At 56.4% G+C, this 25,410-nt stretch carries 24 protein-coding genes; 11 read left to right on the plus strand and 13 right to left on the minus strand.

The features are described 5' to 3' along the window. Positions 1 to 2 precede the first annotated feature (2 nt). Together SLH47_RS22910 and SLH47_RS22915 are read right to left on the minus strand one after the other, a co-directional pair. Positions 3 to 605, minus strand: coding sequence for a 2-hydroxychromene-2-carboxylate isomerase (locus tag SLH47_RS22910; RefSeq protein ID WP_320243016.1), 603 nt, complete (start codon positions 603 to 605; stop codon positions 3 to 5). Further along, positions 602 to 1,492, minus strand: a complete 891-nt coding sequence (locus SLH47_RS22915) for a LysR family transcriptional regulator (protein ID WP_320243017.1) — start codon at positions 1,490 to 1,492, stop codon at positions 602 to 604. Before SLH47_RS22915 ends, SLH47_RS22910 begins: the two co-directional genes overlap by 4 nt. Positions 1,493 to 1,577: 85 nt before the next feature. Between SLH47_RS22915 and SLH47_RS22920 the strand changes: the two genes are divergently transcribed. From SLH47_RS22920 to SLH47_RS22935, 4 genes are all read left to right on the plus strand, one after another. Beyond that, positions 1,578 to 1,928, plus strand: coding sequence for an antibiotic biosynthesis monooxygenase (locus SLH47_RS22920; RefSeq protein ID WP_320243018.1), 351 nt, complete (start codon positions 1,578 to 1,580; stop codon positions 1,926 to 1,928). An 818-nt stretch (positions 1,929 to 2,746) separates the two neighbouring features. Next, the gene (gene grpE, locus SLH47_RS22925; protein ID WP_320243019.1) at positions 2,747 to 3,523 is read left to right on the plus strand and encodes a nucleotide exchange factor GrpE; all 777 of its coding nucleotides are present in this window, start codon (positions 2,747 to 2,749) and stop codon (positions 3,521 to 3,523) included. Positions 3,524 to 3,546: 23 nt separating this feature from the next. Continuing rightward, positions 3,547 to 5,127, plus strand: a complete 1,581-nt coding sequence (locus SLH47_RS22930; protein WP_320243020.1) for an Hsp70 family protein — start codon at positions 3,547 to 3,549, stop codon at positions 5,125 to 5,127. A 4-nt stretch (positions 5,128 to 5,131) separates the two neighbouring features. Further along, entirely contained in the window at positions 5,132 to 6,310 is a 1,179-nt protein-coding gene (locus SLH47_RS22935; RefSeq protein ID WP_320243021.1) for a hypothetical protein, read from the plus strand. A 9-nt stretch (positions 6,311 to 6,319) separates the two neighbouring features. Here the strand turns inward: SLH47_RS22935 and SLH47_RS22940 are convergent, their stop codons facing one another. Continuing rightward, positions 6,320 to 7,906, minus strand: a complete 1,587-nt coding sequence (locus SLH47_RS22940) for an Hsp70 family protein (protein WP_320243023.1) — start codon at positions 7,904 to 7,906, stop codon at positions 6,320 to 6,322. 136 nt (positions 7,907 to 8,042) lie between these two features. Between SLH47_RS22940 and SLH47_RS22945 the strand changes: the two genes are divergently transcribed. From SLH47_RS22945 to SLH47_RS22965, 5 genes are all read left to right on the plus strand, one after another. Continuing rightward, positions 8,043 to 10,421: an AHH domain-containing protein gene (locus SLH47_RS22945; RefSeq protein ID WP_320243024.1), complete on the plus strand. Its 2,379-nt coding sequence runs from the start codon at positions 8,043 to 8,045 to the stop codon at positions 10,419 to 10,421. A 36-nt stretch (positions 10,422 to 10,457) separates the two neighbouring features. Beyond that, a complete protein-coding gene (locus SLH47_RS22950; protein WP_320243026.1) occupies positions 10,458 to 11,249 on the plus strand; it encodes a hypothetical protein in 792 nt (263 codons plus the stop codon). After that, positions 11,234 to 11,611 (plus strand): hypothetical protein, encoded by a 378-nt coding sequence (locus tag SLH47_RS22955; protein WP_320243028.1) that lies wholly within the window; start codon positions 11,234 to 11,236, stop codon positions 11,609 to 11,611. The genes SLH47_RS22950 and SLH47_RS22955 overlap by 16 nt, the downstream gene beginning before the upstream one ends. After that, positions 11,608 to 13,203 (plus strand): type IV secretory system conjugative DNA transfer family protein, encoded by a 1,596-nt coding sequence (locus SLH47_RS22960; RefSeq protein ID WP_320243029.1) that lies wholly within the window; start codon positions 11,608 to 11,610, stop codon positions 13,201 to 13,203. Before SLH47_RS22955 ends, SLH47_RS22960 begins: the two co-directional genes overlap by 4 nt. Before the next feature lie 241 nt (positions 13,204 to 13,444). Next, entirely contained in the window at positions 13,445 to 13,585 is a 141-nt protein-coding gene (locus SLH47_RS22965; protein WP_320243031.1) for a hypothetical protein, read from the plus strand. Between the two features lie 56 nt (positions 13,586 to 13,641). On the opposite strand, the gene SLH47_RS22970 is transcribed toward SLH47_RS22965, so the two are convergent. The 4 genes from SLH47_RS22970 to SLH47_RS22985 form a co-directional block, all read right to left on the minus strand. Beyond that, the gene (locus SLH47_RS22970; protein ID WP_320243032.1) at positions 13,642 to 15,069 is read right to left on the minus strand and encodes a hypothetical protein; all 1,428 of its coding nucleotides are present in this window, start codon (positions 15,067 to 15,069) and stop codon (positions 13,642 to 13,644) included. Between the two features lie 174 nt (positions 15,070 to 15,243). Then, positions 15,244 to 16,512, minus strand: a complete 1,269-nt coding sequence (locus tag SLH47_RS22975; protein WP_320243033.1) for a mechanosensitive ion channel family protein — start codon at positions 16,510 to 16,512, stop codon at positions 15,244 to 15,246. A gap of 80 nt (positions 16,513 to 16,592) precedes the next feature. Beyond that, positions 16,593 to 17,936: a serine hydrolase gene (locus SLH47_RS22980; protein ID WP_320243034.1), complete on the minus strand. Its 1,344-nt coding sequence runs from the start codon at positions 17,934 to 17,936 to the stop codon at positions 16,593 to 16,595. Next, positions 17,917 to 19,425 carry an alginate export family protein gene (locus tag SLH47_RS22985; protein ID WP_320243035.1) on the minus strand — a complete coding sequence of 503 codons (1,509 nt, stop codon included), beginning with the start codon at positions 19,423 to 19,425 and terminating at the stop codon, positions 17,917 to 17,919. Before SLH47_RS22985 ends, SLH47_RS22980 begins: the two co-directional genes overlap by 20 nt. A 577-nt stretch (positions 19,426 to 20,002) precedes the next feature. On the opposite strand from SLH47_RS22985, the gene SLH47_RS22990 reads away from it, so the two are divergent. Both SLH47_RS22990 and SLH47_RS22995 read left to right on the plus strand, forming a co-directional pair. Continuing rightward, the gene (locus SLH47_RS22990) at positions 20,003 to 21,022 is read left to right on the plus strand and encodes a Hint domain-containing protein (protein ID WP_320243037.1); all 1,020 of its coding nucleotides are present in this window, start codon (positions 20,003 to 20,005) and stop codon (positions 21,020 to 21,022) included. A 17-nt stretch (positions 21,023 to 21,039) separates the two neighbouring features. Next, the gene (locus tag SLH47_RS22995; protein ID WP_320243038.1) at positions 21,040 to 21,507 is read left to right on the plus strand and encodes a hypothetical protein; all 468 of its coding nucleotides are present in this window, start codon (positions 21,040 to 21,042) and stop codon (positions 21,505 to 21,507) included. Between the two features lie 335 nt (positions 21,508 to 21,842). Here the strand turns inward: SLH47_RS22995 and SLH47_RS23000 are convergent, their stop codons facing one another. From SLH47_RS23000 to SLH47_RS23025, 6 genes are all read right to left on the minus strand, one after another. Further along, positions 21,843 to 22,739 (minus strand): TonB family protein, encoded by an 897-nt coding sequence (locus SLH47_RS23000; RefSeq protein WP_320243040.1) that lies wholly within the window; start codon positions 22,737 to 22,739, stop codon positions 21,843 to 21,845. A gap of 2 nt (positions 22,740 to 22,741) precedes the next feature. Then, positions 22,742 to 23,143 (minus strand): biopolymer transporter ExbD, encoded by a 402-nt coding sequence (locus SLH47_RS23005; protein ID WP_320243042.1) that lies wholly within the window; start codon positions 23,141 to 23,143, stop codon positions 22,742 to 22,744. After that, positions 23,140 to 23,481 (minus strand): ExbD/TolR family protein, encoded by a 342-nt coding sequence (locus tag SLH47_RS23010; RefSeq protein WP_320243044.1) that lies wholly within the window; start codon positions 23,479 to 23,481, stop codon positions 23,140 to 23,142. The genes SLH47_RS23005 and SLH47_RS23010 overlap by 4 nt, the downstream gene beginning before the upstream one ends. 19 nt (positions 23,482 to 23,500) lie before the next feature. Beyond that, positions 23,501 to 24,094, minus strand: coding sequence for a MotA/TolQ/ExbB proton channel family protein (locus tag SLH47_RS23015; RefSeq protein ID WP_320243046.1), 594 nt, complete (start codon positions 24,092 to 24,094; stop codon positions 23,501 to 23,503). Next, complete coding sequence (locus SLH47_RS23020) at positions 24,091 to 24,474, minus strand: hypothetical protein (protein ID WP_320243048.1); 384 nt, start codon at positions 24,472 to 24,474, stop codon at positions 24,091 to 24,093. Before SLH47_RS23020 ends, SLH47_RS23015 begins: the two co-directional genes overlap by 4 nt. Positions 24,475 to 24,594: 120 nt before the next feature. Further along, entirely contained in the window at positions 24,595 to 25,410 is an 816-nt protein-coding gene (locus SLH47_RS23025) for a heme ABC transporter ATP-binding protein (protein WP_320243050.1), read from the minus strand.

Below are 25,410 nucleotides of genomic sequence, written 5' to 3' on the forward strand. Positions count from 1 at the left end.
TGTCATTGGCTGTACAAATTGGACTTCAACCAATCCACCGCATCTCCGAGCCTGTCATCGCCCCAGAACAGCTCATTGCCTACTCTGAAACTGGGCGCTCCGAAGATCCCGATTTCTGCCGCCTGGTCAGTGTTGGCGCGTAGTTCGGATTTGACCCCGTCGCTTTGTGCAAGTTCTATCCATTGCCCGGGATTGCTAGTGTATGCCATCAGAATTCGGTGCAAGACGACCTCTTGCGAGATATCCTCACCGCTTGCAAATTGGGCACGGAATACGTCTCGTGCAAATCCACTGCGCCAAGGCTCGCCGAGGGCGGCTGTCATGACCCGGGCTGCCAGCAAGGAATGCGCAGGAAACACCGGCGGGCGGGAGAACGGTATGCCTAACCGCTCTGCGCGGCGTTCCATGTCACGCCACATGTAGTCGCCCTTGACCGGATCAAGCACGAAGGGCGAGGTCTCCCAGCCTTTAGCCTGAAAGATCGGGCCCAGGAGAAACGGCTTCCATTCCATTTCAACACCGGCCCTTTGCGTGACCTCTTCGACCCTTGATACCGTGAGGTAGGAATAGGTACTCGCGAACTCGAACCAGACTTCGATCTTCATGACCGTCCGCCAACACCCGAGCCTTCGACGCAAGCCAAAGTCTCCTGCCGCAAAAGATCGCACATCTCATCAGAAAGCGCGCCACCACCGGCGGACCTGAGCAGCCTCAATTCGATGGAGGGCAAGTCCGGCAATCCAGGCCAACCACTGACGTCCTGAATGTCATCAGGCACGGCATGGCCTACCCGAACACCGATCCCAAAATGGGACCGCAGGGCAGCCCAAACCGCAGCAAGGCTCGGCGTAGTTAACGCCGCGCGCCAGCGTCTTTTCGCCTGATCAAGTCGTGTCACGGCTGTTTGCCGGAACAGGCAACGATTGTTGAAAAGAACCAGTCGCACCTCGTCGCCCGCATCAACCTGTGGCAGGTCCTCATGCGCAACCCAGAGGAGGGGAAGGTCGCACAGCAATTCGCCTTTCGACGTCGAACCCTTGGGAAAGAACGCAATCGCCCCGTCAAGCCGACCGTTAAGCACGTCGTCGTAGATGGTGTGATTGTTGCCAGCCCGAACAGCGACATGGGCGTCAGGATGGCCATCGGCAAAGCCGCGCACAGTGGCGGGCATGATATCGTCATAGAAGTCTTGTGGAAGGCCAAGCCTCACAGTCTCTGGTGCGACGGCGGACCCGAGAGCCCGTGCCGCTTCATCATTTAAGGCGATGATCCGGCGTGCATATTGCAAAAGTGACTCACCCGCCTCGGTCGGAACAAGACCCCTGCCTTTGCGTTCGAACAACTGCTGACCCGATTGTTGTTCCAACTTCTTAAGCTGCATGCTGACCGAGGATTGCGATCGCCCCAACTCGACGGCGGCGCGTGCGAAGCTACCAAGGTCCACGCCGACGACAGCAACACGCAAGGCATCAATATCAAAGCTTGCATTCATACCACAATTCCTGAACTGAGGGTTTCGATAAATTCGTTATTCAAAACTATCCCATGCCGCTATCTTTTGTTCAACCAGCAGAAAGATGATCCACGACCACGGCCCCCGAAACACCAAACTGATCATGAGGCTTTTCCACGTCCGCGCCAAACGAGGTTGCGCAGCCGAATTGATCGAGAAATTCGCATCAACATCCGCAGATGTTGTCCAACACGAGCCGGGCAATAGGGGCTATTATTTCGGCACAGGGATCGAGGCAGATGAGGATGTTGTCGTTTTCGCGTCGTTTTGGGAGGACCTTGACGCGATCAAGACGCGTTTCGGAGAAGACTGGCAGGTGTCCTACCTTCCATATGGGCATGGGAACCTGATCGAAGAGTACTGGGTCCAGCACATTGATGTGGGCGCCGGCTGGCACGTCCAGGCCGCATCCTGATCACCCGGTCTTTTTCTCCACCCTTGCGCAGTACCATGCGCGCTGATCAGACTGGGCAGCGCGATAGGTCCTGCGTCCGCCGAGACCGAGCGTGCGCTGCTGGCGGATGCCAGCGGTCAAAGCCAGATGAGGAAAGATCGAAGACGATGCGCGATCAAATCTGCGACCGATCGAACTAAGCGACTCGCCGCGTTGCCACCGATCCCACATCTCCGATTTTTGCCTGTCCGTGTAAAACGTCCTTTTCCGATATTTCATGTCTCAACAAACCCTCGTTCAAAAAGACTAAAGTGTTGCAACCACCCATTGAATCCGCACTTTCATTGCTATGTTTCGGACCTTTGACGAGATTGAGTCGACCTTGTTTCCAAGATCGGCTCATTAGCGGTCTAGCAAATGATGTCAGTACGTGCAGAAGGCGTTGCATCCAAGGGCCAGAGCCAGAGACACGCCGGAGGTTGACGCTCCTGCCTCCCCGGCAAGGAACAGAGTAACGCCGGCAATACCTACCTGTGCCAGTACCGCGCGGTCTCCGACGGGTAGCATCGGGTTCAAAGCTGCATCCTGTTCCACACGTAGTGAGGCCCATCGACGCAATTTGTCCTTCAGACCGGTAAATTGGCGTATCGACCGGGCCGGGCGCAATTGCGTTGACGGTGATGTTGTCCGGACCCAGTTCGCTTGCGGCTTATCGGTCATCGTCCTGACATTGGCATCTTCTACGCCTCGACTATGTGCATATCAATAATTCGGCGATCCACGTCCGCAGAGTTGTTTGACTTTGTCGGCGGTCATGCAATTATGTCTTTGCATAGTTGATGACTTTTGGGGGCCGTGCATTGGGTTCCTTATGGGAACGTATTATTGGGCCGGTGCGGCCGTCGGGCCTACCTGGGCCGGAGTGGTCGGCCAAGACGGCCAACGAATGGTGGCGGCTGCGGCTGACTACCGATATTGATACTGCAGTATTGCGGTTTCCGAACGAAGGGCCGGGAGATCTGCAGGCACGGCGATCCTTACATGCCAGCAAGGCGACGAAGGCACTTGTTGATCTTATCGGTGAGAATTCGGCCGAACAAACTGATGACGACCGGCTCTCGCCCCAAACCAACCAAACCCTTGTCGCCATTGCTGCCCTCGACAAAAAGCTGTCTAGGGCACTGCAGGATGGAGAACGTGTCGGTGACTACGTTGACAAGCTCAAGGCCGACAATCGGGCCCTGAGAAACCGTGCAGATGAGCGACGCGATGGGGCAATTCTTCTTTCGATCGTCGCACTATATGATGACTTGCGTATCATGCGCGAGCAGGCAGAGGTGAATAGTGAACAAGCTGGGATGCTTTCGGCATTAGAGCGGCAAACGCTGGGCATCCTCAGGCGTCACGGTGCGGAGCCGTTTGAGCCCCTGCCAGGCGAGACTTTTGATGGTAAGGATGTCGAAGCCATTGACCGCAGCACGACAGACCAATCCGCTGCGCATATGACTGTCGCGCGGGTTCACAAGGCGGGCTTCTCCCATGCTGGCCGTACGCTGCGTCAGGCTGCGGTCACGGTATATCATTGCGAGAATTCAGCTGAATCTGGGCCGGTTTGAGCCTTCCAAGAAGGAACGAATTCATGAACCATAACGAAGAAATTCCGGCATTTGGCATCGATCTGGGAACCACCAATAGTTGTATCGCTATGCTTTCGCCAGGACGTGGCGAGCCGCAAGTGATAGACATTGGTTCGGAAAAGATCCTGCCCTCGGTCGTGTATTTCAAGGCACCTGACACCGTCGTCATTGGCAGGATCGCCAAGAACCACGCTGTAGCGGAACCTGACCTTGTCTGTTCCCACATCAAGCGGAAGATGGCGCTTGAATCGGCGTCGGCGCGGGTGTCGACCTATCATGGCACGGACTACACGCCAGAGGATATCTCGGCCCTGATCTTGCGAAAACTCGTCGATACCGCGCTCGAAGAGGATGGGCACGAACCGGGGCAGCCCGCCCGCGTGGTCATTACGGTTCCGGCCTATTTCGGGATGATCGGCAAGAATGCGACAAAGCAGGCCGGTGTTCTTGCGAACCTTGACGTGATTTATGTAGCACCAGAACCCGTCGCAGCCGCGCTGGCTTACATTGATGGCCGCATGACGGAAGGAGCGTCAACTTTCCTTGTCTACGACCTTGGTGGCGGCACCTTTGATGTGGCAGTGGTGACAGTTGATGGCGAGCGCGCAGAGGTTAAGAAAGCCGATGGTGAGCGGGTTCTGGGTGGCATCAATTGGGATGAGGCAATTGTCGGCTGGCTCCGTCGGGAAATTGCGGCGGCGGGCCATGATTTGCCAGAGGATGATCCACGCCTGAACCAGGACCTGGCGCTCAAGGCCGAGGCCGCAAAGATCGATTTGTCGACCGAAGGAATGGATTCGGTGATGATTACGCTGGACCATGCAGGGCAAACCCATCAGGTCGAGCTGACGCGGGACAAATTCGAAGAAACAACCCAACACCTGCTCAGGACCACGATTGAAAAGACGCAATCAGTCATTGAAGGGGCTAAGGCGGCGGGCGTCGACAAGATCGATAGGGTTGTATGTGTTGGCGGTTCGACACGCATGCTGGCCGTCAAAGAGGCGCTCATGAAAGCGACGGGCCTTCAGGTTGTGATCTTCCAACCCGATCAGGCAATTGCAAAGGGTGCAGCCATCCTTGCCAATCTGATCGAGACGCAGAAATTCAAGGTAGATATGACCGGTGACACGGATGTGGGCGATAGTGAGGGCCGTCTTGTCACCATGCTGACGCCAAAGGGGCTTGGCATTCTTGCCTATAACCCCGCCAAGGACAGGGATGTTGTCGAGTATCTGGTACCCAAGGAAACGGAGCTGCCCGCCTCTGTCACCAAGATTTACGGCACGGATGAAGAGAACCAGACCACGATCCACGTCAAGGTCTATGAGGAACGTGGCGAACCCTCGCAGGAGGCGTCGGAAAACACGCTGTTGCACGAAACGGCCATCAATCTGCCTGGTGGTTTGCGCAAAGGTGCGCCGATCCATGTCACCTATTCGGTCGATGATGCCGGGATCCTGCACGTTTTCCTGATAGAACCCGATAGTGGGCAAAGCTGGGAGGTTTCGCTCGACAAGCTTGACCAAGCCACCGATGATGATGTCTTGCGGCTGAAACCTGCGCGCGAAGCAGTGATCTGATCCTGTGTCTGCACCTTTTGAGCCAACCGAAACTGCCAGAAACGTCATCGCGGCGCTGGTGGTCGTGGCTGAAAAGGCTGGCCGGACAGACGATATGCGCCATGTCTGCGACTTTCTGGGGTGCTCTGCTGATGCGCCCTACGATCAATGGGTCGAAAAGTTCAACAAGCGGCGCACGAATGTTCGGGTCGCGGAAGAAGGCACCGCGGACGAGGAAGAGAAGCTCGTGCAGTTGTTGGGGCCGTTCTTCAAACCCAACAAAGCGCGCTGGCGCGGCCTTTTGAACAAGATGGCGCATCTTGATCTTGAAGGCGACGTCAAATCCTTTGCCCGCCGTGCCCCAAAGCCTCAGCAGATTGCCCGTCGTGCGGCAGATGACGCCGCATTCGTGGCAGAGACAATTGGCTCGCCGGATTCGGAGGCTGTGATCCGCGCGCTCTATAGAGAATGCGGTCTTATCGTGCCGGAGAAGCAGGAAACGGTCAAACCGCCGCCCGAAAAATTGTCCGACGAGGCGCAATCGATTGTCGAGTTGTACCAACAAAGCTTGCGCGAAAAGACCCGACAGGAAACACCGCCGAAGCAGGACCCTGGTGAGCGTGCGCGCGAAGAGGCCGCAGAAGAGCGGCGGCGCTTTCGCGAAATGCTGGAGGCGCAGTTGCACGAGCGTGAGATAGGGAACCGGGATCAGCAGCGCGAGCGCTATGATCCGCTGCGTGACGCCAATCAGCGCGAAAGATTTGAAACGCCAAGACAGCAGATCCCCGACGCGCCGCCGCGAGAGCGCTTTTTGCAAGAGCAGAGCAAAACGCATACGCCTGAACCGGCACAGCCGGAAGAAGAGGGCCTGATCCCGAAACTGATCGACAAGATCGGGGGATGGCTCGACCAGAAAGTGGATGACACAATCAACCCGGTTGATGTGTCGGGGCAGTGGCACGCACCCAATGGCGGCATCTTTGAATTTCAGCAGTTTGGCCCTGTCGTTTCAGCGCACGGTTTTGGTGGACACCTACGATATCAGGCGCGCGGGCGCATCTCTGGATCCAACTTGACCATGCAGGGTCAGGTGAATGGCGTACCCGTTCAGGTCGAGATTATGGTCAGCCCGGATGGGCGCCGGATGACCGGTCAGGTCCGCAGCTCTTATGGTGATGTTGAAGGAGTCGACTTGCGCCGCTGATCTTGCGGCTCAGGTCACGTTTTCCATCACAGGGCGCAACCGCATCATCTGATCATCAGTGACATCGCGGTAGCGGTCGATTTTCATCTCCCAAGTCTCACCGCTTTTCAGATCCGTCACAAACACATGGACAATGCCCGCCCCGTCAAGCGACAGCCGGTACTTCAGTGGCGCCATATCGGGAAGCGGTGCAGGCAGACGGAACACGCCGCCATTCAGCATGAGGTTTTCTTCGACGACGGCGGAAGGTTCCTGCCGTTCCTCTACCACTTCGACCAAGACCGAAGACTGATTGTCCTTGATCGTATAGAACGTCTTTTCAACTTCTGTGGGCAGTTCCGAGTTACGCGCAATGAGGTATTCGACATGCTTTTCGTTGGTGTCCCGATCCTCAAGCACCACGCCTATCGCCTTCGCGTTGACTTGCGTGACCAGCCGCCCGCTGCCGGAAAGCGCCGCACCGGGGGCGGCCGCGTCGACCGCCTGCACGCCAGAGGCGATCATCTGCGCATAGAGTGCGGCACCCTTGGCGATGGCAAAGTCGGGCTCGTGACGTTTGAACTGGCAACCTGCAAGCGTGGGCATTGCCTTTAGGCGCCGCATGATCGCAGGCATGTAGGTTGACCCGCCCACAAGCACGACTGTCTGCGGCGCATGCACACCTTTACCGGCCGCTGCTTTCAGGACCTCTTCCGTCCGAGAGATGGTTTCTTCCAAGAGATGTTCGGTCAGCAACTCGAAGGTTTCGCGGGTCAGATCGGGGGAAATGCTGTGACCCTCGTGGTGGAACGCGACAGTTGTGTCATCAAGTTCTGTGAGTGCAATCTTGGCGGTTTCTGCGGCCTCGAGCAGGCGGTACTTTTGTGACTGGTCCTCGAGGTCAGGCACCGTGTCGGGATGCGCATCTTCGAATTGCTGGACAATCCAGCCAGCGATTGCGAGATCCCAATCATGCCCGCCCAAAAGCCTGTCACCATTTGTAGCGATGGTGCGAAAAGTACCCTCACCGATTTCAACGACCGTTGCATCAAAGGTGCCGCCACCCAGATCATAGACAAGCACCGTTTGCGGTGCCTGCACGCGCGCCTCGCCATATGCGATGGCCGCCGCAACAGGTTCATGCACCAGATCAAGCACGTCGACACCTGCCAGCTTTGCCGCGTTGCCCGTGTTCTTCTTGCCTATCGAGGTGAAATAGGCGGGCACAGTGATAACGACCTTGACCGGCGTTGACGGCGAAAGCCCTTCGCGTTCCAGTGCATCGTTCACCAGTTTGCGGATGACCAAGGCCGAGATTTCCTCGGGCAGATAGCTTTCGCTACCAATCGCCATCCGGGCGGCCTGATCCGTGCTTTCCATGCCAATGCGCCGCTTGACGTGCTGGGCGACCGCATCAGGCATTGCGACGGCCAGATTGCGCGCAGCAACACCAACAACCGGTTTGTCACCTTGCCGGAACGCAACAACTGATGGCGTTGTAGATCCGTTTTCCCGATTGGGAATGATCCGCGCACCCGCATTATCCACAATTGCGATGGCGCTATTCGTCGTTCCGAGGTCTATACCAAAGACCGCCGTATCCGTCATTTTCTGCATGATCGCCCCCGGCCGTAATTGCTGAAAAGCTGAACAAAGGATGGCACATCTCGGCGGATTTCACCACATTCACTTGCTGGAATTCCCCAAAGCGGCAATAAATGCAGTATATGGCTGCACCCCGAGGGCTATTACGATGGCATGTGATGTCGATGGAGGCGGTGGCGACCTGGGGTTCGACGGGGCAGATATTTCTGTCGTCGGACCGGATGAGGGTCCGGGCCTCAACCTTGTCCAAGACCCCGTGAATGATCTGAACGGATTGTTCGAATTGCTACTGGCCCTTGCGATGTTGGATGATGATAGCCTCAAACCGCGCAAGACCGAGGATGAATTCACCAAGACATCACAGGTGGCCGTCGATCTGTCAGAATTCCAGATCGCCGAAATGCGCCAGGAGGCTATTGACGTTATCCGTGAAAACGAGGTGCTGAGCGCTGAGGCGGCGCGCACTGCCGAGGCTCTGGTTTCGATCTTTCCCAACGGTCTGTTCGAGCGACCAATCACCAAACAGATCGTCGACATGGCGATGGGATTGGCACAAGCAGCCGAGAACCCCGCCACGGCCCCCTTTGTGCTGGATGCGACCGAGAGCCTGGCAAAAGGTCAGGGGTTGAACATCGCTGCGATGACGCAGGAAATTGAGACGTTGATGCATCATGCCGATCTGATCGGGGGGCTGACAGCCGGTGCGCAGATCGACATTCACGGTGCGGATTTGTTGGAACGCGAAGCTGGGCTTGATGCCGCTGATGGCCTGTCGGCGCGGGTTGATGCGTTGCTCGAAAGGGTTGGTGTTGAGGAGGAAGGCCTGCGCGCATCGCAGGTCCTCGAAGGAACGCTGCAGCAGGTCGCGCCGCAATACCTCTCACTGCAAGAGCTGACCGAGGCGATCGAAGAGGCACCCAACTGGGAAAAGGCAGAGCTTCAGGCGGAGCGCGCAATTGTGATGGTGGCGGCGCGTGATCAGCTTATTGATGATGCCTTTGGTCGGCTGGATGACGCGGCAGATGCGATCATGGCTGCGGGCCCAGATGCCCTCGTCGAGGCAATGGCCTTGCGGCAAGAAGCAATTGATGCAGCACTTGGCGTCACATTGGGCCAGGAGGCGACCAAGATCATTGGCGCCGAAGTACGTGCGCTTGCACTCAATCCCGATGCCAGTCCGGAGGAAATGCGTGCCGCCATGCTGCGCGAGGCCGGCATCGCACCCGAAATGGCCGAGAACCTGTCACCCGCACAGGTCGCGGCCCAATATGCCAAACATGTGGTCGATGGGCTGGCGAAATTCGATCAATATGCAGGGCAGTATCTTGAACTGGGCGCTGATGCCCTGGTGCTTGCCTTGGGCGGCCCCTTGAAGCTCGCGCTCGCCAAGGCGGTGGATTACGTCGTGGGCGAGATCGCAGAAGCCGGTTTGCAAGGTGCAGCCGTGGGCCTGATGGGGCTGTTCGATGAGTTGGAGGCGCAGGATGCGTTCTACCTGGCCACCGCAGGGTTGCTGATCGGCATGGCCGTGATCGGCGGGCGCGGTATGCTCGATGATTTCCGTTCCATCATGAAGCAGATGGGCGATATCATCGACAATATCAGCGATGCGGCCAAAGGGCTTCGCCCCGTGACCGCTGGTGCTAGCGGCTTCCACGTCGATGTGCGCGACAACCGCCCGCTCGCCAGCGTCAGCCACGACAATACGAGCGGGGTCAAACCAGAGGATCTTTCGCCGCCGAAGGTTCACCCGGACTCGCAACAATCCGTTGCGCCGCGGCCACGGACAAAACCACTGACACCGACAGAGAAACGGCTGGCCTCTGAGCTGGCAGAGTCGCCACTGGTCAAGGAATTATCGGACAAGATGGGCGAGTTGGGCGTGCGGCTTGAGGACCTTGAAATCAACCGCAAGGAACTGACCGATATCCTAAAAGAGGGTGGCCCTGATGCTGAGGCCAAAGCCATCGCCTATCTCGATTCGAAAATTGACGAGGTCCCGCTGCAATGGGTCAACCGTGCGCCGGTTGACCGCCCGCTTGATGACCTGACTAAGACGATCAGCGATGCCGAACTGGATATGGACCGCAAGTCGATGGAAGCGGTACAGCGGACAGGCCCTGACTCACCAAAAGTGGAGGCATCTCGGCGCACCTTGCGTTACAATCTGGAAAAGGCACTGGGTGAGGAGTTGGGTCCAGATCAAGAAGCACACCATCTGATCCCGCACAGCCTGCGCGACCACGAAATCCTCAACAAGCTGCGCAGCCTTGAGGGTGGCTGGGACCACAACAATCCAAGGAACGGCATCGCACTCGACAAAGACCACCATGGCCGTTTTCCGGGCCACACGAACTATAATTGGTATGTGGAATCGCGGCTGGAGATCATGGAGATCGAGTTTCGCAATGGCCGCCTTGCCGAAGCAGATCTTCAAAGCAAGATGGACGAATTACTCGCTGAACTGCGTGACAAGGTCACGCCAGATCAGCCGACCCCCGACGGACGCCCGCCCGGCCTCCGCTAAGCCCAAGCCACCATATTCAGGCAAAGGAGTGTTTTGATGAAAGCCTATTGCGAAACCTGTCTTTACTACCGCGCGGCGCGCAATCTCAGCGATGCGGTCGATATGCCCTACAGCAGGGAATTGGCGCGCGAGATCGAGAGGTCCTACGACAACCAAGCGCAGCGTGAGGTGCGTGATGCGCGTGACCGGAACCGCCAGATGCAGGCGGGCAAGCAAACATGGTCACGCAGACCCCTGGCCAGCGAATATTGCGGTCTGCGCGAAGCGCAGGACATTTACTATATGTGTGACGCGAAGAATGCGGGCAACAGATGCAATGATCATCAGGAGGCGGGACATGGCGCACGAGGTGGCCCCTGCCAGACCTGCGCGCATAACGTGCCACCCACCGGACAGGATTATGACAATCAGGCACTGCTGGACGCCATTGATCCATCGCAAAACATGTACAATCGGGTGTGGGATAACGGCGCACAGCCAAGTCAGGTCACCAGCAACATGGATGCCATCGTCAGCTCAAACCAGCAACGTCGCGGGTTAGAGATGTCGCTGGCCAATCGCACTGGCGGCATCCTGCCCGATACGCCGCGCTACTATGCGTATTGTCGACATTATTCCCGTCCGGGCGCTTTTGTTCTTGGCGAGATGCGCAACCCTGACGGCAATTGTCCGGCCTATAGCGGCGGCGGCTTTCACGACGATCCCTATCAACAAGTCTTACCACCTGATGAGGTGGGTAATGCCCCTTTACCGCAACCCCGCCAACCCAAATCAGATACCTTTCGCAAACTTGGTCGCGAGCTTTACAAGGAGTGGCTGAAGAAATGAGTGGCCAGGATCGACCGAAGATTTTCTGCGCCGATTGTCGCCATCGGCGCCCGCCCGCCTTTCAATATGTTGGAGGTCAAACCGAGAATTTCGAGATTATTGACGAGGATGACAAGTTTGCGGATTGGCAGGCCAAAAAACTGTTTCCTGCCGAACAGTCCCGCGAGCAAACAGGGGAACCCTTTCCTGCAATCCCGCAATACTATGAATGGTGCGAGGCATGGAGCGCCAAGACGACTGCAAATGCGCATCCGGATTACAATGGCCGACGTCATCCGGTTTTCGAAATTTGCGCCGTTCGTAACAGAGAACACGATTGTTCCTTTTATGAGCCCTTGCCGGGGCGGGAGTATCTGTCATGACACTTGATCGCGAATTCGAGATCAGTGTGAAGGGTGAGGTGCATCTTGGCACGGAGTTGCATCTTGACGACCGCCCGCCCGAAATCAGGCAGCGGTATCGCAACAGCGCTGCAATCAACCCTCCCGAGACGCCTTCGGCAACTGCCGGACATGGGATGTTGCCCGGTGAAATCAGCGAAGAACATGACTGGATCTACGCGCTTGAAAAGACGGACAAGAAGGTCTCGATCGTTGATAATGGTCTTAAGCTGCAATATGCGCTTTTTGGGGGGCCGGGATCAGGCAAGACCAATACGCTTGTCTACCTTTTGCGCCAGATCCTTCGTCATGAAACGCGTCATGGACCTGGTGGTAAGGATCGGCCTGACCATCGCTTCGGCGGTGTGATCCTCGACCCCAAGGGCGATCTGGCCAAGATTGCGCCGCGTGTTTTCGCCGAAGTTGATCGTGAGGATGACCTTATCATTATCAACCGCGACTCGCTTCAGGCGGTGGGCGGTGTCAACCTGCTGCATTGCGGGTTATCACCTACCGAGATCGGGAAGATAATGGTGCTCAGCGCCCTGAGTGCCGGGTTGGGAGCGCGCGAGCCTTACTGGTTTCAGCAGATGTCGCTGACATTCGGGGCAATCCTTGATCTGATGCAACAACTCGACGATGAGCCGCCAACACTGGCGCGGATGATTGATCTGGCCGTCGGGACAGAGATCAAAGGTGGGCAGAGTGTCCCCAAACTCGAAAAGATTCTCAAACACGCGCAAGCCAACAGCAATCAAAAAACGGCGCAAACAGCGCAGGACTTACTTTTGCGAATCGACCAACTGCGCAGCCACAGTGCTGGTGACCCGAAAAATCGGGCTACGTTGGAGCAGTTTATGCGTCAGGCTTATGACGTCTTTCGAGAATCCGGCAATGCCTGTTACAGCGCCAAGACACGTCCAGGCGCCACGCCAATCTATGATCGCATTATCGACGAGGGAAAGTTCATCCTTGTCAGCCCCGGCTCGGATGAACTGACTTTGACGCGTATCCTGCCGGCGCTTGTGAAGCTGATCGTCCAGAGGACGGTGCTGAGCCGGGAAAGTCGTTTCAATTCCTATGAACTGATGAACGACAAAAGGCCTGTGCTCTTCATGGCCGATGAGTATCACATGATCGCGACGCAGTTGAAAGATGAGCCGGTTGGCGATGCCGAATATTTCTCAATGGCGCGGCATTTTGGGGGGCTGTGCATTGTTGCCACGCAATCCATTCAGCAACTCAAATCATCGGGTCTTGGCGAGACATGGGAATCCGTTCTTGCGGTTCTTGCCGCGATGATCTCCATGAAAACGATTGATAAGGCCACACCCGAGGAGTTGCAGGCCCGCGCCGGGACAAAGAGCGTCTTGCGCGAAGTTCAGAACATCGGTGGCGGTCAAGGCATGAATCTTAGCGCCGCGCGTCAGCGGGTGGATGTGCCTCGTTTGCCCAAGGATGCATTCGCGTTGCTGACGAAAGGTGACGCCGTGCTAGTAGGTACGACCACAGGCCACGAGGAACCAACGCAATTGAAATTTGTCAAAGTGCCTTACGCTTGGGAGTCCATTTAGGTGTTTTGTCTAATGTGACCGTCGTGAGAACTTTGAGGCGAAACGACCCATAGGCTACGAAAGTAGGTGTTGTTAATGTCCAAGATGCCAATGGGTCATGCGTTCCGATTCCAGGCTGCAAACACGCTGGAGCAGCCTTGACCTATGATGACCTGACCGACGCCTAGTAGACAATCATCGAATTTCCTGCCTCGGCAAGCAAGCTAGGTGCGGTGCCGAATAGACGTGCCATGGTTCTAACTTGGGACAGAATGATGGCAATGACGCGGCCTGGTCCACATCGGAGAACGCTCATCACCAGCGCTACCTGACAAATTGGGCAGCTGACTGGTGTCATCCCGATCCGCATATCGAAGCAACGGTCCTGCTCGCCGATCAGTGAACGCGGCAGACTTTTACTGTGCGTACGGCAAGGCCTGCCCTCGCGCTGTCACGACATCACTCGAGTGTTGCCAGATAGGCCAAAATCGCCGCGCGGTCGCGTGCAGAGCCCAGCCCATCGAACCCCATCGTCGTACCCGGGACAGCCGAACGGGGCGAGCTTAGGAATCTGTCCAGAGTGGTAGTGCTCCAGTTGCCCTCTGTCTCCGCAAACAGGATCATCGCCGGCGAATAGTGTTGGAAATCGTCATCGGAAGCGATTGGGCGTCCGACGATGCGGGCGAGGCTTGGTGCGACAGCGTTGTCTCTGGAAGGGGCGTGACAAAGGGCGCATTGCGCGAACAACTGCCGCCCACGGTCCATAGCGTCTTGCGTCGCGCTCTCAGAAGTGGAGACGGTGTATGTCGCCCGCAACTCTAGAAGCTCTGTCAACTGTTCTTCTGACAGCGCGTCACGCACGTTCAACATCGCCATTGCTTGCGCCCAAGTCATTTTGGCCTCGATCTCACCAATTGCCGCACCGAGACGTTGAACTTCGTCGGCATCAATCACCTGTCCGTCCAGGGCGACTTCCAGCTTCCGCATCAGTTCTCCACGCAAGCTGAGAAACGCGTCAAAAACGTCAACGTTCTGCTGCACGGAAACATTCAGCATCCGCGATTGGTCCAGAGTCAGGATGTCCAGTACCTGTTGGGCCACAACCCCGCGTCGCACCGCATGGCCGGAGGCAAGCCGAAGGCTGACAAATCCGAAGTGCTGACTTGGCTTGCCCACCACTTCGAAGTCGTTGAATTCCGGTGATCCCGTTGTCCAGCTGAGAAAGCGCGCGGCAAGATTGACAAGTTCCTGCCGATCTACATCAGACAGCCTCATGCCATTGCCCGAATGTGGTATCGTAATTGGCTGGCCGGCTGCATGACCCTCGCGTATCAGCCGCAGTGTTGATTGCTGTTCCTTTGACAGCGTCATGGCAATTTCACCAAAGCTCTGCGCAATGACCCGGCCGAGTTCAGCCTCCGCAGCACCATATGTGCGACCTAGCGCCAGGAACTCGGCCTCATCCACATGATCGCCAACAAGAAGCCATTCGAGTGCCCGGTTCATTTGAATACGTGCTCCTTGCGTCGCTTGGTGGGGCGAAATCTGTGCATCTAACAGTGCGACAAGCAATTCGATCTGGGATGGCTTAAGAACGGCGAGCGTATCGCGTGCAACATGCGCACGAGTCAGACTTTGCCCGCTCGACACGCGTAGTGCGACAAAGCCAAAGAAATTGGCCATTCTGCCGACCGAGATGTAGTCGTTGTTGGCAGACACTCCTGTCAACCATGTCAGCGTTCTTGACGCGACAGCACTGCGCAATTGCGCCTCGTCGACATCATGATCCGAAAGGTCGCGCAGTGCGGTAACACCATTTTGAGCAACAACTGGTAGAGCCAAAGCGGAGGAAATGAAGAACGAAAGAAGGATTGTCGGGGTTCGCATACGAGACGTCAATTCGCTTCCTTTCGCGAGCTGTAGTCTCTTAAACGACCATACACGCGTTTTCCGTCGAAAAACCATGCGCAGCAACGCGCCGTGAAAGCCATCGCAGCGGATCGGATCAGTCTCCCGAATCACTCCTCGCCAAGAATAGCTGACAGTCGGCGTACACCTCTATTACGACTGAGCATTTACGTCCCGGATATGAACGTCCTGTTGGGGGTAGGGAATGGAGAGACCGGCCGTTTCAAGGGCGTCCTTCATCTGATGCGTCAAATCCCAATAGACCGTCCAGTAATCGCTTGTTCGGGCCCAGGGCCTGCAGATGAAGTTGACCGAACTCGCACCCAGTTCATTCACACGGATGGTCGGTTCGGGGTCTTTGAGAACGAGTGGATGCGCTTTCACGACATCATTGATCACCCGCTCGGCGTCTTCGATCGAGTCGTCGTAAGAAATACCGAAGACCAGATCGACTCGTCGGGTGTCGCTCGCCGTGACATTGGTAATGACGTTGCCCCAGACATTCTTGTTCGGGATCACGATGACCTGATTGTCTCCGGTCGTCACGGTCGTCGCCACAATACTAACCGACCGAACCGTACCGCCGACACCTCCAACCAGAACGTAATCGCCTTCATCAAAGGGACGGTTGATCATGATCATAAGTCCACTGGCGAGGTTCCCAAGCGTGTCCTGAAAGGCGAATGCCAGAATGAAGGAGGCACCGCCGATCATCGCGAAAAGCGGCGTGATGTTGACGCCAAGTGCTGCCAGAACGAACAGCAGCCCCAGTGTGATGACCAGCCAGAACACTGCACCAACCAGGAACGCCTCCAAGAGCTTTGACATATTGGGGACACGGCCGATCCAACGTCGCGCGAGGCCACGCGCGAAACGCGAGACAAACAAGAGCGCGAGGAAGGCCAGAATGACCACACCGATGTCCAGCGCGACGGCCAACCCACCATCCGAACGCGTCAGCCATTCCAGAAAGGCCAGTGCAATGGCCCTCGGACTGGCAAGGATCGTTTCGTTAAAGAGAACCGAGTCGCGGTATGCGCGCAGTTCGGCGACAATCTCGGGATCGCCGCCCTTACTTTCAAATGCTGCCACAACCATCGAGAAGCGCTGAAACAGACCCGCGCGTTCTTCAACCATCAGCGCGATCTCCTGAAAGGTCGTGTCATCTGCCAATGACGGGTTGTTCAGCAAATCGACCTGGCGCGCGGCAATCTCTGCGGTCTTTGACTGGACGATCCCGAGCCAAGCGCCGGAAAGCGGATCGAGTTCGTCCTTCGTCAGTGGGATCAGGCGATAGGCCAATTCATCGGTTGAGATCGCAGGATTGACGAGTTCCGGCGCGCTGCTGGTGATTGCTAGATCAGCCGTGGTGTCTTGAGACAGGGCTGGCCTCGGTAGAAAGAGAAGTCCTGCCGTTAGCAAGACAAAAAAACTTAGTAAGAGAAGGCGCGTCATTTCAACAAATGCGCGCATCCTCTCCGAAGGCGTGATCAGGACACCCATCAATCCCGCGACATGAGGAACTCAGCGACCGCCTGATAGGCGGGCAGAGAGGTCGGGTCGATGAAGCCGTTTTGCGCAACAGGAAAAGAAGCAAGGCGAACGAGAACCATCTCGGCCGTCGGGTCGACATAGATTGTCTGCCCATGGACCCCGCGCGCGGCATAGGCACCGTGATCGTTGTGGAAGACCCACCACTGGCTGGTGTAACTACCCGCGCCCAAGGTCGGAAAGCCACTTCCAAACTTCGTACGGTCGCCGCCCGCGCTGATTCTCTCGACGACCTCGGCGGGGAATAGGCGTTCTCCGTTGATCTCACCGCCATTCAGCATCAACTGACCGATACGCCCCAAATCGCGCAGCCCGGCTGTCACCCCGCCGCCCGCGAAAGGAATGCCCTTGCCGTCGACGGTCTGGTAGGCATCCTGTTCTGCACCAATGCGGCTCCACAGCCGCTCCGATGCGAGGGCAGTCATGGACTGGCCTGTCACGCGGCTGATCATCCAGCCAAGCATGTCAGAATTGATGGTTTTGTAGTGGAACTCGGCCCCATGCTCGCCTTCTGGAGCGACCTGTTGAAGGTATTCAAAGTAACCATCCGGGCCAACGTAATCTGCCGGTTTTGGCAATGGGCTCGCGGCAGCGGAATAAAGCCAGACATCCGCATTGCGATCCGAATAATCCTCGGAATACTGCACACCTGTGGTCATATCCATGACCTCGCGCACAGTGGCAGTCGCAAAGGCGCTGTCGCCAATCTCGGGGATCACATCACGAACCAAGGCGGTGTCATCCAATACACCTTCGACCACCAGGATTTCGCCCAAGAGCCCGGTGATAGATTTCGTCATCGACATGATGGCGTGTTTGCCATCCTCTTCCAGGCAGCCAAAATAGCGTTCATAAACGACTTCGCCCTTGTGGATGATGAGCATGCCATCGGTGTAGTTCGCATAAAGTGACTCTTCCCACGTCATCGTCTCATCACTGTTCATTGGTGTGAAGGTGAGCGCGTTGATCTGCTGGTGCATCTCGGCAAATGCAGCAGGGGTAGGGTAGTCCAGCGGCACGGGCGCGCCAAGCCCCCTGCTGATTTGCTCGGTCGGAAGGAACTCGCGCAGGTGACAGACCGACCAGCGCAGGCGGGGAAAGCTGAAATAGTTGGTGTCAGGCTGCGTGATCAGCTTGTCAGGGGGCGGGGGAAAGCCTTGCATCCAGCCCATTACCTTCGGATCGGACTCCTGCGCGGATAGCGGCGTGGATTGCGCGAATGCACCGGATGATGCACCCACTGCGATGGTCATACCGGCAACCAGTGCGATCAGATTAGTAGTTGAAAACAACATTCACAAAACCTCCTGTCCATGGATCTCCGTCTTCGCCGATGACATTGTCGATCCCCGTTCCTGGAAAGGAGACCGAGAGGCCAGCGGTGAGAAATGTATTGCGGTTGATAATGCGGCTGTATTCGAGGAAGACGTCATCGGCGAGATGCTCATCCGTCACGCCTGACACGACATTTCCGTCGATATCCACCCGCGTCGCCTGGCCGAATTGGACCGGGCTGTTCAGCTCGTTCGCCCGGATATGGGCATAACGAAGGGTCAGCGTGTCCTGTTGGCTTGGCTTGACCTGCAAAGCGACGGTCAGCGCATTCACGTTCGAATTGATGAAGGTCGAGGCGGATTTCGAGCCCGTCGCCCACGCGCTGGGGCTCCCCTGATAATAAAGCGGATCGAACCGTTCGAGTTGCGATGTGTCTGGGTCATCTCCTGAAAAGGTCTGATAGCCGAGTGTCAGGTTGGGCGACCACAGCAAGTCCGCAAAGGTATAATCGGCCGTCAAACGCCCGGCCCATGCCTCTAGGTCAATCCTGTCGTTCCATTGGTAGGCGACATCGCCCGTAAACGACCAGTTCTCCAGGTTTCCTTCGAACGGATTTGATTTTGCGTAGAGGTTCAGCGTGTCGGTATCTTCCCGCGCGCCCGATGTGACCGTGGGTGCGCCAACCCCATCAGCAGCGGCTTGGGGATAGGGCGAATCCGAATTGAGGACGGTGACGAAAGTGGCACCAAGATAGCCGCCTTGCGGCGTGTCAGAGCGCAGGTCGATACCGGCGAGTTCGTTATTGCCGTCGGTTGAGGGCAACTCGTTCGGGTCAACGTAAAAGGCTGTCCCGGTGATGTTCTCGACTGAGACACGACCGATGGCCGCCATTTCCCACGCCTTGCGCGGGCCGAACTTCAGAGCACCGCGCTCAAAACCGCTGGTTGCGCCATTTGCGATCAACATACCCGTGCCAAGGGTCAGCTCACGCGGCCCGAGCGATATGTCGTAGGTGACACCCTCGCGCGGATCAGTGCGAAAGGCGAGATAGGCTTCCTCAAGCGTCGTGTCTCCGGTATCGCCGGTATCAAACGCATCGGTCCCCCATGTGTAAGAGGATACCGCCGAAACCTTGCCATAAAGCTCGTTCCCGGCCTGCAACTGATACGTAAAGCTGACACCTGGCTTAACGTACCCTTCCAGCCATTCCGGATCAGGATCGAAGCCGCTATCGGGCGCTGTTGTCGCCGCAAGATCCCAAAAAACATTGCTTTCTGCGACCGCATTCAATCCGAACTGAAGGTGCCCGCGCACCTTCAGGCCATCCATGTCGTGAAACAACAATGGGTCGTTGTCCTGCGATTGCGCCGATGTGGTCGTGCAGCAAAAAACGAGACCGATGAAGGCCGACTTTTCGACGAGAGAGGCCTGCGGCTGAGGCACCGACGATGACCGCGTATTGCGCGTTCTCGGCTTGACGGTCTTCGTGTAGAAGTCAACTGAACGCATCACGCTGCCACGTTGTTCATTTACCTGTCGGCAAGAGAGCTAGCGTTAAAATGTTGTTAATCAATAATCCGCTCACCAATAGCGTGCACATGATGGCCAACTAAAGACCGAACGAGACTTTGCATCTTTTGCTATGTCCGCTTCTTTGCGCACAACGACTAACCACTCGCTCGTCAGCCGGACAATTCCCTCAATGAAAGTGGGCAAGCCCACCTTGAGGGATGCACCCAAATTGTGAAGGCAGTACTAGCACTAATCAAAAGCTACCACCGTCAGTCTTGGTGAGAAACAAGTCAAACGCTGCATTCGCCGCTCCGATGGTGCCATTGGAGGGACGCACTATCCTTTGCGTCGCTTGTTTCATCCAGTGTGCAGTAGGCGTTTACCAAGTCCGGGTCATTGGTCGGTTGCGGTGCCAGTTAGCGTCGTTGACGTTAGTCAAGGCGGACCGGATCATGATCAATTCTGACCAAAGCTACTATGTGTAGCTGGGACAGGCACTTCAATCAGAGCGGTTGACGAAAGCAGCTAAATCGCGCCAAGATTGATCAGTAATTGTCGATAAGAGGATGATGCAATGCCCTCGATCACGATCTACGAACTTGATGAAGACCCGTTTGATACAGAAGACGTCACCGTCATCGCAGAATTCTCTGTCGATATTGTTGACAATGACGGTACGATTGAAAACCCTGACGCAGATTTTACGCAGCAGATTGATGTCAGCGCCATCCCTGGCTTCATCGGAAACTCGACAGCCTTCCAGACCTTCGAGACCTACACTGGCACGGTCAATGGAGTGAGCGTCACGTTTACACTCGTTCAGTTTGTTGGTCAGCAGTACATGTTCCTGACCGACGGTTCGGTTGAGGTTAATGATGTCATTGAAGGCACAAATAACGGTGCTACTGCAGCAAATCCCAGCGATTACAACGAGCTACCAGACTTTGTATGCTTCACCAGTGGCTCTTGCGTAGAAACGCCCGAAGGGCCAAGACCCGTCGAGGGGTTGCGCATCGGGGAAATGGTTTTGGTAGCTGCAGGGGTATCAAAGCCTGTCAGGTGGATTGGGCGACGACACCTAAATTCGCGCACCTTGCGACAGAGCCCGCATCTACGGCCCGTGTTGATCAAGCAGAGCGCGATCGCTCCGAATGTCCCATCTTGCGATGTACGGGTGTCACAACAGCACCGCATCGCATTGAGCTCACCTATTTGCGAGATGCTATTTGACACCAATGATGTTCTTGTTCCAGCGCGGTTTCTCGTAAACGATGTCGATATCGTCATTGATGATGCATGTCAGGCAGTCGACTTCATCCACATCCTCTTTGATCAGCATGAACTGGTGAATGTTGGGGGGCTTTGGTCGGAGTCTTTCTTTCTCGGCGACAATGCTACTCGCGAAATGGCGGGCGATACCCTGTCAGAAGTCCTGGAGTTGTTTCCTGAGCTGAAAGGTCGCGTCGCTGCTTACGGGAAAACGCGACTGAGCGTTCTTAAACCCTATGAAGTTGACACGATCCGCGATGACTTGTGGGCTTACCGGCCGGAATACGCCATGCAAAACGGCGCCTCTTCCGAGATGCGCCTATAGCGATGCCGCAAGCTGACATGGCAAAACGAGGGCCGCCAGCCAATGCAAGCTTTATCGAGGAGGCAGGCAATACGGGCCAAAGACCAACCATACCGCAGTACCATTTCCGTATTCGAGAGAACGGCGCATTGGTCTTTCGGATCAACCCCTCCAACCGCCATCGCCGGATTGAAATGCAACAGATCGCGGTCGCAAACACTAGGCGTGGCGACTTCAAGTCTGTACGCGATCATGTTCTGACGGATGACGACAAGGCCGCCATAGGTGAGTGGCTTATAAATCGTCAAGAACATCTGAAAGAACGCAAGTTCCGTGATGCGGAAGACTTGTTGGAGCGTCTTTCGGAAGTAGCGCATTGGGCGCAAACCGAAGCAACCCAGACACAGCTTGATGAGCTGGCCGATCGGTTGTTTTTTGCCATGCACGATCTGCGCGCGGTCCTGATCCGCAAGAAGCATCGAAGCCAAAAGAAACGCGATACTTGAACTCGCAGCGATGAACACTGAGGGCGCAGCTTCTCGGATGAGGATTGCCAACATCGAGGGCAACAACAAAAAGACCGCCATATGCGGAGCCCCTCAAAAAACGGGTGCATTATCACGGCCGCTTTGCTGTTTGCTGCGTCCGCTACGTACTCCACGAGCAAAACACGGAAGCAGCTGAGCCAATATCGTGTAGCAACAAGCTAACCTTGGCGCAAAGATTGGATCAGCACACTCATCCGCCCGAAGTCGGAGCAAGTGGTCTTGTCTTGTTGGCAGGCTCCCGTCGCAGCGACTTCCCGACCCATTGATCTGCGTGCCAAACAAGAGCGGAACGCTCACTGCGCAACGAGCTGTACTCTGAAGGCGACTGAAATCCTTTGTCCGTTTGGTGTCGGATCAAATGGTGCGGCTCTTCGTATCGCATCCATTGCTATGGTGTCGGCGCTCTGGTTGCCGGAACTCTGGGAGATCGTCGCCGCTGCCAAGCTGCCATTCGCAGATATCTGCATGCCAACGACAACAGTACCAACGGTGCCGCGCGAACGCATCCGTGATGCCACGCGGATGACCCGCGCAGCGACATGGGATTTGTAGTCGTTGATTTCAGCCTGGCCGACTTGCCTTGCCGTTGATTGTCGGGCTGCCGATGATTGCGAGACCGTCCCGGTTTCTTCACCTGCCTGCTGGCCAGTGGTGGCATTGACATCGGCATTTCCACGCCTGACATCCGCCCCCTGATCGGTAGGCTGTGCGGCGACACTTTGTAATGGGCGTGCTACCGGTCTGACGCTGGCAGTTATTGCAAGTGCATTCCTGTCCTCTGTCGGCGCGATCACATCTGTCGACAGGCTTGGTGCTATGGCAGCAACATGGCCGCTGGATGTCGCCATTAACCGATGTGTTTCGTTTACAGAACCAAGGCTCGCAGAGGCGGCTGCGCTTTTATCTAGTTTGACTTCGTTTTGATTGGCACTTGCTGGGGTTGTCATGACCACATCGGGCGGCGGCTCAGCAGCAGTTTTTGTCTCAACTGAAGTCGGGCTCATTTCACCATCAGCTGATGCGCTTTCCAGCGTTCCTTCGACGAAATCGGCGAAACTGCTCCCAAGCGCAACCACACCTGCCATCTGGCCACCGGCCGGGGCTGTGTCACGCTGAGGCCAGACACCAACTATCACAAGGTGAACGCCGCATGACAGCAACAGCGCGAGGATGACGACCACTCTCTTCATGATCAAAAAGCCTGTTCCGTCATGATGAAAATCGCCTGCGCACCGCCATCATGCAAATCCTTAGCTAAGGCGATCACAACAGCTGCACTGGCGCGTCCGTCAGGCAAAATTCGCACTGTGATATCGCCGATTTGTTCAGAGCGTAGTATTGTGAAGACATTTTCCGGCGTGGCCGATGCACCGCGAAATCTCAGCTCCCCAGACGCGGTAATCACAACAGCATCGGGTGGCGGGACAAGATTTGGATCATCTGTATTGACGAGTTGAATGTCCGGATCGAGAGGCCGCGCCATCTGTGCCGTGACAAGAAAAAAGATCAGCATCAAAAAGACGATATTGATCAGAGGCAGCGTCGGCTCACCCTTTTCGCGGGCAGCTTGGGCATATGGCGGCTGGTAGTTCATTCCAGCACGACGATCTGCGCATCTGGCAGACCGCGCAAGGCGAACAAAGTCTCTGCCAGTGCCTGTGCAGAGGCATCAGTTGTCGTTGTTACCAGGACCTGTGGAGCGCTTTCAGCCCGCTCCAGTATTGCGGCCGCGAGATCGCGCACCGCGATATCTGTGCCGTTCAGGCTCGGCCCAGTGTCCGTGATGCGTACAAGCAACGATACGGGGTCGCCTGGCAAAGGTTCCGCACCCCTGCCGCCCAGCGTGATTGGTATCTCCCCAAAACGCGAAAAGGTCGAGGTCAGCATAAAAAACAAGAGCAGCAAAAAAATCACGTCGATGAGTGATGTCATTGGCAGCTTTCTGCGTCTATTAACCCGCATGATGCGCCATCTGGTCAGCGGCTGCCTGAGCAATTGCTTTTCCGCCAAGCCGCGCCTCAAGCGCGACGTTGGCTGCCATGCGATGCGAAATAAGGCGGCCATCAAACCAGGCCAGAAGTACAGACGCTGGAATTGCGACACACAAACCAACAGCCGTGGTCATCAATGCAACCCAGATCCCACCGGCTAACAACGATGGATCGGCCGTACTCCCGGCATCTTGCAGGCTCTGAAAAGCCTCGATCATGCCCAGAACAGTGCCAAACAGACCAAGAAGCGGGGCAAGTTGTGCAGTCAGGTCAAGTACACGCAAACCGCGCGATACCTCGCCGAATGCCGCATCAAGTCTCGCGTTCGCTTCAGCCCGCGCAGTGTCGACGTTTCCTGGTGTGACGCGTAAATCATCAATGATCGTCTCGACGAAGCCATTATGGACACTGCGACCGATCCCTTCGATCATAAAGACTACGGCTTTCCAGATGGCGATCGCCAAAGCCACGACAGAGAGCACGATGAGAATGGCGACCACTGGTCCACCCAGTTCCAGCAGCCCCACGATTCGATCAATGGCGCGCGCAATCATCCCAGCACCTCGACCGTTTCAACGCGCGAATTCACGGAAAGTGGTGCGGTGCATCCGTCACCTTCACAGCTATCAATTCCGTTAAAAAGGACACGCCCAATTGAGTCGCATGATTGCGCAGCGATATCGAATTGACGGACCCGCAGATTGCCAGCAGGCAGATCGACAAAGTCAAAAAGCGTGAACAAAATGACGGCGCCGGAAGTGTCAAAGAGCGCTGTTTCAAGAACCAGCCCTTCCACGCCGGCCTCCGATTGGGCCGTGAACACCATGCGACAGGACGTATCCTGCGTGGTCAGGCTATTAAGCTCGATACGCACCCCTTCCGCCAAAGCAGCGCATGGCAGCAAACAGGCAACGGCAAGAAGCGTCTTGATCATGAGGGATCTCCGGGGTCATTGAGCGGCAGGAATTGGCGAGGCGGGCGAACAGATCCGCCCCGAAAGCGCGCCTCGCGGCATAGCGACGTCGTCGCTGGGTGGGGATGGCGAGCTGGTCAGTCATGAGGGTGTCCGATGTTGAGTGAGTTGTGCTGCTTGCGGCAGCAGCCATGGCGCGCCGTCAGTTGGTGCAGTTTTGATCGCGAGTGAGCAGCCATAAGCGGTGCTGAGCGTCGTGTTGGTAAGCACCTCGCCCGGCGCGCCTGACGCAAGGCAATGCCCGTCAGCGAGCAGCATCACGTTTTGTGCAAACATCGCCGTCAGGTTCAGGTCATGCATCACGGCGACGACGCCGCCGCCGGCCTTGGCATAATCGGCGGCGATCTCCATCACCATCAACTGATGCCCGATATCTAAAGAAGACACAGGCTCGTCCAGAAAGAGCCAACGTGGCTGACCGTTCAGGACCGGAAGCCAGATTTGTGCCAAAACGCGGGCAAGCTGGACGCGCTGTTTCTCACCGCCTGACAATTCTGCATAGAACCGACCTTCGAACCCTTCCAATCCTACACGCGCCAATGCTTTGAAAGGTAACTCTGCCGTTTTGCTGGGATCGCCAGTTGCGACACCTGCAGTCAAGCCAAGACGCACGACCTCAAACACGGTAAACGGAAAAGCAAGTTGCGTTGACTGCGCCAAGACAGCGCGTTGCTTGGCGAGTAGAACGCTATTGGCGTCGCGCGTATCTTGCCCGTTTATTGAGACCCGCCCTTCGTAGGGAATTTCGCCAATGATTGCCCGAAGAAGCGTTGTCTTCCCGGACCCGTTCGGTCCTATGATTGCAGAAAAAGAACCCGCCTCCGCGGTGAAATCCACATTCCGCAGAATTTGCACAGACCCGAAGCGCACGCTTATGTTTCTTGCAATCAGTGCCAT

The organism is Cognatiyoonia sp. IB215182 (assembly GCF_033963905.1).
In the GTDB taxonomy this organism is placed as follows: Bacteria; Pseudomonadota; Alphaproteobacteria; order Rhodobacterales; family Rhodobacteraceae; genus Yoonia.

Excerpts from the sequence above, each read along its gene's own strand:
- SLH47_RS22985 (WP_320243035.1), bottom strand. The coding sequence starts at position 19,425 with ATGCGTTCAGTTGACTTCTACACGAAGACCGTCAAGCCGAGAACGCGC.
- grpE (WP_320243019.1), top strand. The coding sequence starts at position 2,747 with ATGACTTTTGGGGGCCGTGCATTGGGTTCCTTATGGGAACGTATTATT.
- SLH47_RS22990 (WP_320243037.1), top strand. The coding sequence starts at position 20,003 with ATGCCCTCGATCACGATCTACGAACTTGATGAAGACCCGTTTGATACA.
- SLH47_RS23000 (WP_320243040.1), bottom strand. The coding sequence starts at position 22,739 with ATGAAGAGAGTGGTCGTCATCCTCGCGCTGTTGCTGTCATGCGGCGTT.
- SLH47_RS23005 (WP_320243042.1), bottom strand. The coding sequence starts at position 23,143 with ATGAACTACCAGCCGCCATATGCCCAAGCTGCCCGCGAAAAGGGTGAG.
- SLH47_RS22970 (WP_320243032.1), bottom strand. The coding sequence starts at position 15,069 with ATGCGAACCCCGACAATCCTTCTTTCGTTCTTCATTTCCTCCGCTTTG.
- SLH47_RS23020 (WP_320243048.1), bottom strand. The coding sequence starts at position 24,474 with ATGATCAAGACGCTTCTTGCCGTTGCCTGTTTGCTGCCATGCGCTGCT.
- SLH47_RS22915 (WP_320243017.1), bottom strand. The coding sequence starts at position 1,492 with ATGAATGCAAGCTTTGATATTGATGCCTTGCGTGTTGCTGTCGTCGGC.
- SLH47_RS22995 (WP_320243038.1), top strand. The coding sequence starts at position 21,040 with ATGGCAAAACGAGGGCCGCCAGCCAATGCAAGCTTTATCGAGGAGGCA.
- SLH47_RS23010 (WP_320243044.1), bottom strand. The coding sequence starts at position 23,481 with ATGACATCACTCATCGACGTGATTTTTTTGCTGCTCTTGTTTTTTATG.
- SLH47_RS22960 (WP_320243029.1), top strand. The coding sequence starts at position 11,608 with ATGACACTTGATCGCGAATTCGAGATCAGTGTGAAGGGTGAGGTGCAT.
- SLH47_RS22940 (WP_320243023.1), bottom strand. The coding sequence starts at position 7,906 with ATGCAGAAAATGACGGATACGGCGGTCTTTGGTATAGACCTCGGAACG.
- SLH47_RS22920 (WP_320243018.1), top strand. The coding sequence starts at position 1,578 with ATGATCCACGACCACGGCCCCCGAAACACCAAACTGATCATGAGGCTT.
- SLH47_RS23015 (WP_320243046.1), bottom strand. The coding sequence starts at position 24,094 with ATGATTGCGCGCGCCATTGATCGAATCGTGGGGCTGCTGGAACTGGGT.
- SLH47_RS22945 (WP_320243024.1), top strand. The coding sequence starts at position 8,043 with ATGGCATGTGATGTCGATGGAGGCGGTGGCGACCTGGGGTTCGACGGG.
- SLH47_RS22980 (WP_320243034.1), bottom strand. The coding sequence starts at position 17,936 with ATGTTGTTTTCAACTACTAATCTGATCGCACTGGTTGCCGGTATGACC.
- SLH47_RS22910 (WP_320243016.1), bottom strand. The coding sequence starts at position 605 with ATGAAGATCGAAGTCTGGTTCGAGTTCGCGAGTACCTATTCCTACCTC.
- SLH47_RS23025 (WP_320243050.1), bottom strand. The coding sequence starts at position 25,410 with ATGGCACTGATTGCAAGAAACATAAGCGTGCGCTTCGGGTCTGTGCAA.
- SLH47_RS22930 (WP_320243020.1), top strand. The coding sequence starts at position 3,547 with ATGAACCATAACGAAGAAATTCCGGCATTTGGCATCGATCTGGGAACC.
- SLH47_RS22950 (WP_320243026.1), top strand. The coding sequence starts at position 10,458 with ATGAAAGCCTATTGCGAAACCTGTCTTTACTACCGCGCGGCGCGCAAT.